The 12,391-nt window shown below is 67.1% G+C and carries 14 protein-coding genes and 1 pseudogene; 6 read left to right on the forward strand and 9 right to left on the reverse strand.

Features of this window, described 5'->3' with window-relative positions; genetic code table 11:
• Positions 1 to 34 precede the first annotated feature (34 nt).
• Positions 35 to 2,215 (reverse strand): glycoside hydrolase domain-containing protein, encoded by a 2,181-nt coding sequence (locus tag ABZT04_RS00815; RefSeq protein WP_356051319.1) that lies wholly within the window; start codon positions 2,213 to 2,215, stop codon positions 35 to 37.
• A gap of 247 nt (positions 2,216 to 2,462) precedes the next feature.
• On the opposite strand from ABZT04_RS00815, the gene ABZT04_RS00820 reads away from it, so the two are divergent.
• Positions 2,463 to 3,050, forward strand: coding sequence for a hypothetical protein (locus ABZT04_RS00820; protein ID WP_356051321.1), 588 nt, complete (start codon positions 2,463 to 2,465; stop codon positions 3,048 to 3,050).
• Between the two features lie 27 nt (positions 3,051 to 3,077).
• Here the strand turns inward: ABZT04_RS00820 and ABZT04_RS00825 are convergent, their stop codons facing one another.
• Positions 3,078 to 3,962 (reverse strand): helix-turn-helix transcriptional regulator, encoded by an 885-nt coding sequence (locus tag ABZT04_RS00825; protein WP_356051323.1) that lies wholly within the window; start codon positions 3,960 to 3,962, stop codon positions 3,078 to 3,080.
• Positions 3,963 to 4,102: 140 nt separating this feature from the next.
• Between ABZT04_RS00825 and ABZT04_RS00830 the strand changes: the two genes are divergently transcribed.
• On the forward strand, positions 4,103 to 4,897 hold the full coding sequence (locus ABZT04_RS00830) for an SDR family oxidoreductase (RefSeq protein WP_356051325.1): 795 nt from the start codon (positions 4,103 to 4,105) through the stop codon (positions 4,895 to 4,897).
• A 58-nt stretch (positions 4,898 to 4,955) separates the two neighbouring features.
• Here the strand turns inward: ABZT04_RS00830 and ABZT04_RS00835 are convergent.
• From ABZT04_RS00835 to ABZT04_RS00850, 4 genes and pseudogenes are all read right to left on the reverse strand, one after another.
• Positions 4,956 to 5,048 (reverse strand): annotated as a pseudogene (locus ABZT04_RS00835) (IS5/IS1182 family transposase); the annotation flags it as partial.
• Positions 5,049 to 5,267: 219 nt separating this feature from the next.
• Entirely contained in the window at positions 5,268 to 5,738 is a 471-nt protein-coding gene (locus ABZT04_RS00840) for a hypothetical protein (RefSeq protein WP_356051327.1), read from the reverse strand.
• An 8-nt stretch (positions 5,739 to 5,746) separates the two neighbouring features.
• On the reverse strand, positions 5,747 to 5,971 hold the full coding sequence (locus ABZT04_RS00845) for a DUF397 domain-containing protein (protein WP_356051329.1): 225 nt from the start codon (positions 5,969 to 5,971) through the stop codon (positions 5,747 to 5,749).
• A 36-nt stretch (positions 5,972 to 6,007) separates the two neighbouring features.
• The gene (locus ABZT04_RS00850; RefSeq protein ID WP_356051331.1) at positions 6,008 to 6,226 is read right to left on the reverse strand and encodes a hypothetical protein; all 219 of its coding nucleotides are present in this window, start codon (positions 6,224 to 6,226) and stop codon (positions 6,008 to 6,010) included.
• Positions 6,227 to 6,651: 425 nt separating this feature from the next.
• Between ABZT04_RS00850 and ABZT04_RS00855 the strand changes: the two genes are divergently transcribed.
• Both ABZT04_RS00855 and ABZT04_RS00860 read left to right on the forward strand, forming a co-directional pair.
• Positions 6,652 to 7,185 carry a DUF6879 family protein gene (locus ABZT04_RS00855; protein ID WP_356051333.1) on the forward strand — a complete coding sequence of 178 codons (534 nt, stop codon included), beginning with the start codon at positions 6,652 to 6,654 and terminating at the stop codon, positions 7,183 to 7,185.
• A gap of 22 nt (positions 7,186 to 7,207) precedes the next feature.
• Positions 7,208 to 8,059, forward strand: coding sequence for a helix-turn-helix transcriptional regulator (locus ABZT04_RS00860; protein ID WP_356051335.1), 852 nt, complete (start codon positions 7,208 to 7,210; stop codon positions 8,057 to 8,059).
• A 425-nt stretch (positions 8,060 to 8,484) separates the two neighbouring features.
• Here ABZT04_RS00860 and ABZT04_RS00865 read toward each other — a convergent pair whose 3' ends face one another.
• The gene (locus tag ABZT04_RS00865) at positions 8,485 to 8,901 is read right to left on the reverse strand and encodes an ATP-binding protein (protein WP_356051337.1); all 417 of its coding nucleotides are present in this window, start codon (positions 8,899 to 8,901) and stop codon (positions 8,485 to 8,487) included.
• Positions 8,902 to 9,089: 188 nt separating this feature from the next.
• On the opposite strand from ABZT04_RS00865, the gene ABZT04_RS00870 reads away from it, so the two are divergent.
• Both ABZT04_RS00870 and ABZT04_RS00875 read left to right on the forward strand, forming a co-directional pair.
• Positions 9,090 to 9,953, forward strand: a complete 864-nt coding sequence (locus tag ABZT04_RS00870; RefSeq protein ID WP_356051339.1) for a helix-turn-helix transcriptional regulator — start codon at positions 9,090 to 9,092, stop codon at positions 9,951 to 9,953.
• A gap of 2 nt (positions 9,954 to 9,955) precedes the next feature.
• Complete coding sequence (locus tag ABZT04_RS00875; protein ID WP_356051341.1) at positions 9,956 to 10,135, forward strand: DUF397 domain-containing protein; 180 nt, start codon at positions 9,956 to 9,958, stop codon at positions 10,133 to 10,135.
• 29 nt (positions 10,136 to 10,164) lie between these two features.
• Here ABZT04_RS00875 and ABZT04_RS00880 read toward each other — a convergent pair whose 3' ends face one another.
• Complete coding sequence (locus ABZT04_RS00880; RefSeq protein ID WP_356051343.1) at positions 10,165 to 10,977, reverse strand: acyl carrier protein; 813 nt, start codon at positions 10,975 to 10,977, stop codon at positions 10,165 to 10,167.
• Positions 10,978 to 11,239: 262 nt separating this feature from the next.
• Positions 11,240 to 12,358 carry a phosphoserine transaminase gene (serC, locus tag ABZT04_RS00885; RefSeq protein WP_356051345.1) on the reverse strand — a complete coding sequence of 373 codons (1,119 nt, stop codon included), beginning with the start codon at positions 12,356 to 12,358 and terminating at the stop codon, positions 11,240 to 11,242.
• Between the last annotated feature and the right edge of the window lie 33 nt (positions 12,359 to 12,391).

A 12,391-nucleotide genomic window follows, 5' to 3' on the forward strand; every position in this document is an offset into this window, starting at 1 on the left:
GTCGACGGAAAAGAGAGGCGAGGCGAGGGGCGCGTCAGTCGCGGAAGAGGCTGTTGTACTTCTCGAAGACGGCGTAGAGGCCGATCATCGCGTTCCCGTAGCGGATGGCGCCCTCGCCGGTCCCGTTGTACCGGCCCATGATCTGCCGGCTGTCGTCGTCGCTGCTGGTGACGGAGGGACGCGCGACGCCGACGAGGGCCGCGCCCTGGACGAGTACGGCCGGGATCGTGCTGACGTTGTACACGTCGTCGTCGTGGAGGCTGTGCCACATGGTGCTGAGGTCGTCGGGGTTGTCGGCGTTCATGATGCGGCCGGTGATGATGCCCGCGTCCACGCAGTAGTTGCGGGCGCCGATGCCGGTGTGCGCGCGGATCTGGCCGAGGCCGGTGCTGCTCTCGTCGGAGAGACCGGCTTCCACGGCGTCGTCCGCGGCCTTGTCCGCGATGTTGTACGCCCTGATCTCCCACAACAGCGGGCACTGGATCAGGGCCTTGCGCATGCCGTAGGTGCGCGAGAGGGAGGTGATCAGCCAGTCGAGGTCCAGCACCACCTGGAGGGACTGGGTGGTGCTGCGGGTGCTGTAGGCCATGCTGCCCTCGCCGCCCTGCTCGGGCACTCCCATGGAGTTGACGAAGTAGTTCTGTACGTCGGTGAGCAGCACGTCCCGGAAGAACGTGTCGAACCGGCCGTCGAGATGGCTGTCGTCGTCCTCCTCCAGGAAACTGCTCTGCCCCTCGTCCCGGCCGGAGACGATGTCGTTGTCGATGGAGATCGCGCCGTCGCCACTGCCCACGGAGATCGTGGCGATCTGGTCGAACGACCAGTCCGCGGGGTGCGGGTAACCGAGGTTCCCCGAGAAGCCCGTCGACATGTCGCACAGGAAGCTGGCCGACGTCAGCCCCTCCGCGCCGACCCTGCTGCACACGTTGCGCGGGGCGTAGATGCCGATGCGGTACTCGGGGCCGTACTCGTCCATGGTGGCCTTGATGCCGCGGAAGTGCGGCAGGACGCTGTCGGTCACCTCGTAGTCGAGGGCGTCGAAGTCGACGGCGAAGTAGATGCGGGTGCCGGACTTGAAGCCGTAGTGGCGGGCGCGCTCGATCGCGGCGTGGGCGTCGGCGATGCCTTGCTCCCGGCGGAAGTACGCCGCCTCGCCGCCGTAGGTCTGGTAGATCGGGAAGACGCTCAGCCCGTGCGCGGCGATGACCTTCAACTCGCCCGGCTGGAGCTGCTTGTTGAGGGTGGAGCCCGGGACGTTGGAGAGGTAGCGGCCGACGTAGCGGTAGCCGGCCGTGTACAGGGCCGCGGCGCGGGCGGCGGTGAGTTCGGTGATGGTGTCGCAGGCGGTGCCCGGGCGGGTGTTGTCGCCGGTGGACACCAACAGGGAGGCCCACGTGGGGAAGTCTCCCTGGCCGTTGACGGTGAGCCGTACGAAACTCTGGAAGTCCCGCACCCTGGAGGCGAGTTGGGCGTCGAAGGCGGTGGCGAAGGAGACACCGGGCCGCCGGTTGAAGAGCATCGCCGCGCTGAACAGGGCGACCCAGGTGCCGGTGGAGCCCTCGGCCACGGTGTGCTGGCGCAACCCCTGTTTGGTGGCCGGGCCGAGCGCGCCCGTGGCGACGTCGTCGCTCATCCCGATCTCGTACTGGATGGCGTAGATGAGCGCCTTCTGTACGTCCCGCGAGAAGTTGCCGTCGCAGGGGATCACGAAGAAGTCCCGGCGTCCGATGTAGCGGCTGTTGAGCCACTGCTGAACGCTGCGTATCGGGTCCGTGCCGCCCTCGACGATCACATACGCGTCCATGGTCAGCAGGGCCTTGAAGACCTTCGGGGTCAGGCTGTCGCCCGGGTAGGCGGCGTCGACGCCCATGTTCCGCTTGAGGCTGGCGACCGACGCCGAGACGCGCTCCGTGTAGTCGCCGTTGATCTGGTCGCCGTCGTATCCCTTGCAGTACAGGCCCGACTGCACGATCCGGTAGATGTTGCCGTTGCGGGTGTTGGCGTCGATGACCGGAAAGCGGGACTGAAGCGCCGCCAGCGTGGCCGGTCCGAAACTGTCGGCCAGGGTGGTCATGCCCAACTCGTGCTGGAGGGCCCGGGTGAGCGCGAACATCACCGTCCAGCTCGTCTTCCCGTCGACCTCCACCTTCGGTATGCCGTCGACGTCATAACTGTTGATGAATCTCTGCGCCTGCTCCACCATCGCGTCGGCCACGACCGGCTCTCCCCCCTGCACCGGGCTGGGACGCCTGATCGGTGCGGGGACAGCTTTGGCGACGGGGGACGGCCTCGCAATCAATTCGAACAGGCTCTAATTCCAAGGCACTTGGTTGGCGAACCGGTCAATGCAACCGCTCACACTGTTGCGCCGAAGGTGCCGAAGCGGCCCTCGTACCACCACCTTGCCAACTACTCTACGAACACGAAGAGTTACTCAAAGCGGCCGACTGAGGTGGAATCCCGTGTCTTCGTCCTGCGACCCCCAGTACGCTCCCGTCGGCGACGTGGGAGCGGCGCTCATGATGATCGACTCCCGGCTCAAGACCGTCCATGACGGCAAGTCCGCGACCGACCCCGAACAGCAGGCGCTGATGGACCAGTTCATCGCCTCGATGGGGCCCGGCGGGCTCGACGACCTGATCAACGGCGCGTGCACGCTCATCTATATGTTCATGACGTGGCTGCGGAAGGCCCACGAGAGCGAGGGCAAGGACGTCATCGAGTACGTGGTGCCGACCCTCGTGGCCACGATGCGGATGATGCCCAAGAGCTGCCCGCCCGAGGCCATCCCCATGATGGCCGGCCTGACCATCGCCGCGGGAAACGGCCTCAGCCCCAACCTGTGGCGCAAGCAGTACGGGGACTGGACCAAGGAGGAGATGACTCCGCTGGAGGCCACGACGTTCCTGCTCGCGGAGCACATCAACCGCATCGCGGACGATCCCGAGTTCGCTACGCGCATGATCACGGACGCGTTGAGTCGGTTGGAGGGGATCGATGAAGGGGATGAGGACGAGGGCGACGAGGGCGACGAGGGCGACGAGGGCTGAGAGCCGCTGCCGGCGGGGCGACGATGGTCAGCGCTCGAGTTTGGTCGAGCCGGCCCAGCTCGCCAGAAGATCGAGTGCCTGGCGTCCGGGTGAGTCGGGCTCGGGCGCGTAGATGGTGATACGGAGCCCGGGGTCAGCGGGCAGATCGAGGGCTTCGTAGGGCAGGGCCAGGTCCCCGACGAGCGGGTGGTGGAGTCGCTTCATGCCGGAGTGGTGGAACTTCACGTCGTGCCTGGCCCAACGCCGGGCGAACTCGTCGCTCTTCGTGGAGAGTTCGCCGATCAGGTCCGTCAGCGCCTTGTCCTGCGGCGAGCGGCCCGTCTCGGTGCGCAGTAGGGCGACCGAGTCGTTGGCGGCCTTCTCCCACGCGGGCCAGAAATCGGCCGAACCAGGATCGAGGAACAGGAACCGCGCGGTGTTGACCGGACCACGCTGCGCGAACAACGGGGAATCGTAGACCGGGGCATACAGAGCCTGACCGAGAGAGTTGGCGGCGACGATGTCGAACCGCCCGTTGCGGATGTAGGCCGGCAGGTCGGTCATCGCGTCGAGCATCCGCAGAACCACCGGTCGGACCCGCCCCGTCGCGGCGGGTGGCCGACGCTCGGACGCGGTGGCCGCGCGGGCCAGGTCGTAGAGGTGGGCCCGCTCGGCCTCGTCGAGCTGAAGCGCGTGGGACAGGGAGTCCAGCACCGAGTCCGAGGCGCCGCTCAAGTTCCCGCGCTCGAGGCGGATGTAGTAGTCGATGCTCATTCCGGCCAGCAGCGCCACCTCCTCCCGGCGCAACCCGGTCACACGTCGATTGCGACCGAAGACGGGCAGCCCTGCCTGCTGGGGCGTAATGCGGGCGCGGCGGGTGCTGAGGAACTCCCGCACCTCGTCGGCCTGCTCATGCCTCTTGCTGTCGGTCACATCACCACCGTAGGTCGTGCGGCGGTGTGCTGGGAGGTACTGCCGTTACCTGGAAAAGCAGTAACTCCCACCCGCCTGTGAAGACGAGTTCCATGCAGGGACACGGCAAGGCAGTGCACGACCAACTGGAAAGACGTCAAGTGACAGACAACCAATTCGCGACGCACGCGGAACTTTTCGATCTGAGGGGAAAGCGCGCGCTCGTCACCGGTGGCACCAGAGGTATCGGGATGATGATCGCGCGTGGCCTTCTCCAGGCGGGTGTCCGCGTGGTCATCAGCTCACGCAACGCGGAAGCGTGCGCTCAGGCGCAGGAACATCTGTCCACATTCGGTGAGGTGCGGGCCATCCCCGCCGACCTGTCCCGCCACGACGAGTGCCGGCGACTGTCCGACCTCGTCGCCGCCGACTCGGAGCGTCTCGACATCCTCGTCAACAACGCGGGCGCCATGTGGGACGAGCCGCTGGCGACGTTCCCCGACGCGGCCTGGGACACGGTCGTCGACCTCAACCTGAAGTCGCCGTTCTGGCTGGTCCAGGCGCTGCTGCCGGCACTTCGCAGGGCGGGCACCGCCGACGATCCCGCGCGGATCATCAACATCGGCAGCATCGCCGCCATCCACATCCCCCAGCGGCCCAACTACTCGTACTCCAGCAGCAAGGCCGCACTGCATCAACTCACCAGAGTGCTCGCCAAGGAACTGGGACCGCAGCACGTCACGGTGAACGCCGTGGCGCCGGGACCGTTCCCGTCGGCGATGATGGCCGCAACCCTCGACGAACTCGGCGAGGCGATCGCGGCATCGGCCCCCCTGCGCCGGATCGGCCGCGACGACGACATGGCGGGTGTCGCCGTGTTCCTCGCCAGCCGGGCAGGCGCATACCTGACGGGTGCCGTGATCCCCGTCGACGGCGGGATCGCCACAACCGCGTAGGCCGGTGGAGCCACGGGTTGATGGCCGTGATGTGGACGGTGGCCGGGTAGCGGACCCCGCGCTCCACCGTGTGGCGGCCCCGGTGGTCGGCAGCGTCGAAGGCGGGAGACCGGCCCCCTCGACCACCGCGGCGGAGCCTGTGTCCGGCCTGGCCGACCGGAACAGCGCCGCGCCGTGCGCCGAAGCTCCGGGGCCCGGCTGTGGGCCGCCGAAATGGGCCGCGCGCGGGGTGGGCTCGCGTGTCCCGGTCGGCTGTCCCCGGACCCGGCCGGACGCAGTCGCCGGAGACAAGACGTACTCGTTCCGCGCCAACTCCGGCGGAGGCCCGGTCAGCCACGACGCCACGCTCTACCTCAACTCAGAACAGGCCCTAGGGGGCTAGCGGGCAGCGCAGTTCGCGGTTCTGGTGATTCGGGGAACAGGTCACCAGCGCGAGCGAGAGGTACGAGGGACGTTCGAGGTAGAAGCCGAGCGATACGTCATCGCCCGACAGCAGCCGCTCGGCGGCGGAGTGGACGAGGGCGGCGAGCCGGCCGCCCTCGCGTTGGGCCTCGGATGCGAACCGGCGTGCGTACGCGGTCAGTTGGTCACTCAGCCAGGCTGCCGCGGGCTCCGGGTCCGGCCACGTGCCGCGCACGAGGGAGTGTGGCTTGAGGAGCCAGTACGCCGTTTCCAGCGGGGGCAGGTCGGAGGTCGGGAACTCGGCGGCGACTTCGCGGTAGCGCTGGGTCAGTTCGGGTCTGCTACCAGCGGGTGGCGGGTCGGGGTGAGGCGGGCGTCGTAGCGCCTCCTGGTCGAAGTGGGCTTTCGGGCCGGTCCACAAGTAGGCGTGGTGGTGCACCGGGTGGCTCAGAGAGACAGACCGAACCGCGCCGGGTCGATGCCGGCCACGCTCAGTTCCTCGGTGGTGAAGCGAAGGGGCTGAGCGTCGGGTCGCTTGCTGTCTCCGAGGGCCCAGGCGTCGTCGCCGATGCGGGCGAGGGTGACGCAGCCTTCGGTGCAGGGGCCACCGCAGGCTTGCGTGAACGAGGCCGCGGTGATGTCGAGGGTGTAGAGGTCGTTGCCGTTCAACATGGGTCCTCTTTCGGGTCTGTCGCTCTTGGTGGGGCGTCACTTGCCTTGCGGGCCTGCGTGCACACCGGAGGCGTGATCCCGGATCTCCGTGGCGTGGCGCGTGGCCCGGGTGATGTCGCCGGACTGCTTGCAGGCGGTGAGCTGGTGCCAATTCGCCGTGCATACGTCGCAGTTGCGGACCGGGGCGCAATCCAGGAGCCAGGCGTCGAAGTTGCTGGGCAACTGGGCCGGGAGGTGGGGTGCGGCCTGGGTCATGGCGGTGCTCCTCGGCGGGGTTTGTCGTACGTGCCCACGTTAGGAGTGAGTAGGGCAGCGGATCCAGTGATGTGCATCAATGTGCGCACAGCGATTTGAGCGGCTGATGACTGCTTTTCGCTCTTCGACGAGATGCTCTTGGTTAACCGAAGTTGGTGCACATCAGTGCACTGCTGCGACATCGGAGGTCGTCATGCGCTTACGGTTCATCGGGATCGATCCGGACACGAAGAAGAACGGATCCCCAACCGCATGGGTTGACGCGGACAACGCTGACATCGTGCTCCAGAGCTACACAGCCGACGACGAGACGCGAGCGCAGTGCGTGCAGAACACGGCGCCCGGGCATGCAGAGGGCATCCCTGCCCACGAGACTGTGATCCGCGTCCCCGCCCGCCTGGTGCCGATGCTGAGGGAGGCCTGCGATGCCGCAGAACGTGCCCGACTTTGACGAACTCATGGGGGCCGCGCAGCGCTCCGCCGTGCACCTCGAAATGCGCGATCAGTACGCCGTCGGCGACGAGGCGGACGACTTCAACGAGTGGCTGAGCACAGGGCGGCGGGACACCGATCCCACCTCGGAGTACTGGGCTCCCTGGGTCGACTTGATCTCCGGCGCGGTCGCTCGCGGCGTCGTTGTACGGCGGGCCCGTATCGTCTCGGAACCCGTCACCGACTACATCCGCTACGAGCATGGGAGTACGGATGTCAACGTGGCGGCCGGCGAGCAGGTGCGGTGGCTGCCGCGCCCGCGGGCGGTGGATCTGATGCTGCCGGGTGCGGATCTGTGGATCTTCGACGGGGCGCAGGTCCTCTTCAACCACTTCACCGGCGCCGGCGAGTGGGCCGACCCGGCGATGGAACTGCGCACCGAGCCGAGTATCGTCAAGCAGTGCTCGGATGCCTTTGAGGCAGTCTGGGAACGCGCAATCTCGCACGACATGTACGAGATCCACTGACAGAAGTAGCGTTGGCCAGCTCATGTCCATATCTCCGTCTTCCTCTGCGCAAGCTGCGCGCGAGAACGTGGCGCGGCGCCTGCGCGACTTGAGGAAGAACGCGGGTCTGACGGTCACCGAGCTGGCCGACCAATGTGGTTGGCACCACGCCAAGACCTCACGCATCGAGAACGCCCGCACCCCTCCGTCACCCACGGACATTCGTTTGTGGTGCCGCGCGACCGGTGACACCGATGAGGCCCCGGACCTGATCGCTGCCTCGCAACACGCGGACTCCCTGTACCGCGAGTGGCGGCAGCAAGTGCGCGCGGGCCTGGCGAAACTGCAGGACAGCGCCGTCGAGTTGTACCGGTCGACCGAGCTGCTGCGTGTGTACTCGCCGGTGTTGATCCCTGGATTGCTGCAGACCGAGGGATACGCACGGGCGTTGCTCGGCATGAGCGCACGCTTCCACGGGGCTCCCGACGACGCGGCGGAGGCTGCCACGGCACGTGTGCGGCGGTCGCAGGTGATCCATGAGCCGGGCCATCGCTTCGTGTTCCTCATCGAGGAGGCGGTGCTCTACTACCAACTCGGCGATGCCGAGGCGATGGCCGCACAACTGGGCTACCTCCTCACCGCCGGGGCACTCCCGCAGGTGTCGTTCGGCATCATCCCCACGGCTACTCGCGAGCGTGTGCTGTGGCCGCAGGAAACGTTCGACGTGTACGACAACACACTCGCGTCCGTTGAGCTGGTGTCCGCCGAGGTGAATATCACCCAGCCATCCGAAATCGCGCTCTACGTCAAGGCGTTCGAGCAACTCCGGAGCATGGCCGTCTACGGAGCGGACGCCCGGACCCTGATCGTGAAGGCCATCGACGCACTGAGCTGAACCGGGTTCCATTCCGCTCATCGAAGGCGACGAGAGGCAGAAAAGTCCCGATGAACGAGTAAGCGCCGCGCGAATACAACGGCAGGAGTGGTTGCATTCCGTGGTGTGGGAAGGGGCGCTGCACGCCCGGCCCGGTTCACCGGTGAGGGACAAACATGCCACTTGCGCCCTGTACGTAGGGGCGGGCGGGGTCGGTTTCGCTCTGCCAGGGCGGGAGTTGGGGGAGCGGCGGAGTCTGCCAGCACGCTTCTTCGGGCAGGAACGGCAGGCAGTAGGCGGCCGCCCGGGAGCGTTTCGACCAGCGGCGCCAGCGGGCGTCGTAGGGGGTCGGAAGCCGCCACACGTATGGGTCCGGTGCGCGGGGTGCTTGTGTGAAGTCCAAGTCCCTCAAGGGAGTTCGGGGCGCGATCACCCGGGTCAGTGCCTCATAAAGTCGCCGGAACATGTGCGCCCTCCCGCGACTTGAATAAGGCCCACACGCATTTCGCGTACGGCTCCTGCCGGCACCCCCAGTCGTCGGCCAGCGCCGCGACGAGTGCGAGGCCGCGGCCGCCTTCCTCGTCCGGGGTCGAGTCGTGCGGCTGGGGGAGTCTGTCCCGGTCCGGGTCGGATACCTGTAGGACCAACTCCGGTTCGTCGAGGGTGAGGGCGACCTCGATCTCGGCGTAGGGGATCCGGCAGTGGGTCACGGCGTTGGTGACGAGTTCGTTCGCCAACAGGGTTACCGAGTCGGCGAGTTCGGCGGGGATGCCCCAGTCGGCGAGGGTCTTGCGCAGCCGTTGGCGTGCGGCGGGGACGTGGCTTCTTTTCTTGGGGATGCGGAAGGTCTCGGTTACGGGCATGGGGGTGCCGTACCTCCTGACGTGCCGTCAAGATGCGCGCCGTTGTGGCGGCTTCATGAAGCTACGGTCGCGTCCTCCGCTTATGCAAGCAGTTCAAGTGAATGCATTCAGTCGTTAACTCGATCGAGTGAAGTGCTCTCGCAGTCCCGGTCTGTGTGGCATCTTTGCCGCAGGAGAGGGGAGGTCCCATGCCCGCAGGTGGACGGCCGACGGTACGAAGCAGGCGTTTGGGTACGGCGCTCAGGCAGTACCGGCATGCCGCCAAGCTTGATCAGCCGCAGGCTGCCGAGGTCATCGCGGCAAGTCAGGCGAGGGTCAGCCGTCTTGAGAGCGGCCACGTCACCGCGCGCGTCATCGAAGTGCGGCTGCTGCTGGATGCGTATGGCGTCACAGACCCCGAAGTGCGAGCGAAACTGGAGGACTTGGCCAAGCACTCCAAGAACCGCGGCTGGTGGCTCGAACATGCTGAGCACCTCCGGCCGGACTACGTCGATCACATCGCGTTGGAGGACGACGCGACGTACATCCGCACGTGGCAGCCAACGCTGGTGCCGGGGTTGTTGCAGACCCCGGCTTACGCGGAGGCGATCATCGCCGCGGGGACCGACACTGTCGCCCCGGAAGTGCTTGAGCAGTTGGTGAAGGTGCGGGAAGCTCGCCAGGCGAAGATCGAGGAAGGCGGGGCATCGTATGCCGCCATCTTCTGGGAGGCGGCGGTCGTACACCCGTTTGTGAGCGTTGAGACCCACCGGGAGCAACTGTCCGCGATCCTTGAGATCGCGAAGAGGAAGAACGTCACCGTGCAGGTGCTGCCGCTCAGCGCAGGAGTGCTGGTGGCTGCGATTCCGGCCTTCTCCTCCTTCAGCTTTGACGCCGAACCAACCGTTGAAGCCGTGACCATGGAAAACCTGCGGGGTACCTCGGTCCTTGAGGCCCCCGAGGATCTTGCGGCTTACGGCAACGCGTTCGACCTACTACGATCGGCAGCACTGTCGCCGGAGGCAAGTGCGCGGCTTATCCGGGGCGCACTGCGGAGCATGAAGGAAGACTGATCGTGACTGAGGTTGTGGGCTCCTTTCGGAAGTCGTCGTACTCCGGACAGCAGGGTGACTGCGTCGAGGTCGCCGAAACAACCGACCACGGCCGAGCCGTCCGCGACAGCAAGCACCCCGCGAACGGCCCCCTCCTCACCGCCTCCCGTGAAACCTGGCGCGCCTTCCTCCAGCAGTTCTGAGCTGAGCCCCTGCTGAGCCCCCTGCCGGGCTACTTGCTGGACAGCGACGTGTTCGTGATCGGGAGTTTCTTCTCCACCCCCGCCACATACATGTCCCTCGGCGCCGTGCGCAGCGTGAACGTGTCGTCGTAGCTGGAGACGCGTACCGACAGGACGAAGAAGCCGTCGTCCTCGGTGGTCACCTTCACGTGGGACTCCTGCTCCCAGTAGGTCTGGAGGAAGACCTCGGTGCCCTGCTGCTCCTCGCCCTTGGGCAGGGTGACCTTGCCCTGGACGGTGAGGATGTCGCCGGCCTTCACCTTCTTCTTGTTGACCGAGTAAGTGAGCGTGCTGGCCTTGGTGCTGGCGTTCACGGTGGTGTCCGCGAAGTAGCCGTCCTGCGGGGTGTTCGGGTCGCCGTCCACGTCGTAGGTGGCCGTGATGTGTACCCCGTGCTGGACGTTGAGGAGGCTGCTGCCGGTCGTGTGGTCGATGTCGACGTCGGGGATGGTGAACTTCCCGTTGGCGTCGCTGACCGGCTTGCCCAGGTCGCGCGGCTCGTAGTAGTTGGGGTCGATCGGGTCGCCCCACGGGTTCCAGGTGGTGAACTGGACGACTTCCTGGACGGTGACGGGGATGTTCGGCGCCGGGGTGCCGTCGGCCTTGGTGACGGTGCCGGTGACGTCGACGTGGCGGTTGTCGTAGGCGGTGCTGGACGGGTTGGTGGTCACGGTCAGCACATAGGCGTCGCTGGGGGCGGCGTCCGAGGGGGCCGCTGAAGCGAGGGGCGCGGACAGGGCGCCGGCGGCGAGCAGCAGCGCGGCGGTGGCGGCAAGCCGCGTCGACAGGGTTTTGCTGGGCACGGTCAACTCCAACTGTGGTCGGGAGTAAAGGAGTTGCGCCGCGTGGCACCGGTTCCACCGCGACGCACCAGTTCGACCGGTGGGGTGAGGAGGGAGTTGTCCTCTGTGCGTCCGCTGTTACGCGGCTGTGGCGGGGGGTGGATTTGTCCGGGTTATGGGTTCACCTGGGCGTCGGCCGCAGTCCTCCCACCCGTTCTCTACGGCGACGAAAAGCGCCCCGCGGAGAGATCCGCGGGGCGCCCTTCGTGCCGTAGCCGAAAAGTCAGAGCTTCTCGATGACGTAGTCGATGCAGCGCGTCAGCGCCTCGACGTCCGCCGGGTCGATCGCCGGGAACATCGCCACGCGGAGCTGGTTGCGGCCGAGCTTGCGGTAGGGCTCGGTGTCGACGATGCCGTTGGCGCGGAGGACCTTGGCGATCGCCGCCGCGTCGATCTCGTCGGCGAAGTCGATCGTGCCGATGACCTGGGAGCGCTTGGCGGCGTCCGTGACGAACGGGGTCGCGTGCTTCGACTCCTCCGCCCAGGAGTAGAGGCGGGTCGACGAGTCCTTCGTGCGGGCCGTCGACCAGGACAGGCCGCCCTGGCCGTTGATCCAGTCGAGCTGCTCGGCCAGCAGGAAGAGCGTGGCCAGGGCCGGGGTGTTGTACGTCTGGTTCTTGCGGGAGTTGTCGATCGCCGTGGGGAGCGAGAAGAACTCCGGGATGTGGCGGCCCGACGCGTGGACGCGCTCCGCGCGCTCGATCGCGGCCGGGGAGAAGACGCCGATCCACAGGCCGCCGTCGGAGGCGAAGGACTTCTGCGGGGCGAAGTAGTAGACGTCCGTCTCGGTGATGTCGACCGGGAGGCCGCCCGCGCCCGACGTCGCGTCGACGAGGACCAGGGAACCCTCGTCCGCGCCAGCCACTCGCTTGATGGGGGCCGCTACGCCCGTCGACGTCTCGTTGTGGGTGAAGGCGTAGACGTCGACGCCCGCCTCCGCCGCCGGCTCCGGGTGCGTGCCGGGGTCGGAGGAGATGACCGTCGGCTCGGCCAGCCACGGGGCGAGCTTGGACGCCTTGGCGAACTTGGAGCTGAACTCGCCGAAGGTGAGGTGCTGCGACTTGTTCTCGATCAGGCCGTGGGTCGCGATGTCCCAGAAGGCCGTCGAGCCGCCGTTGCCGAGGATCACCTCGTAGCCCTCGGGGAGGGAGAACAGGTCGGAGATGCCCTCGCGGACCTTGCCGACCAGGTTCTTGACCGGTGCCTGGCGGTGGGACGTGCCGAGGAGGGAGGTTCCGGTGGCGGCCAGCGCGTCCAGCGCCTCCGTCCGCACCTTGGAGGGGCCAGCGCCGAAACGTCCGTCGGCGGGCTTGATGTCAGCGGGAATCTGGATATCAGCCACGAGCCGGAGGGTATCGCCTCGGCGAAACCGGAC

It is taken from the genome of Streptomyces sp. NPDC005492, assembly GCF_040605995.1.
Lineage (GTDB): Bacteria > Actinomycetota > Actinomycetes > Streptomycetales > Streptomycetaceae > Streptomyces.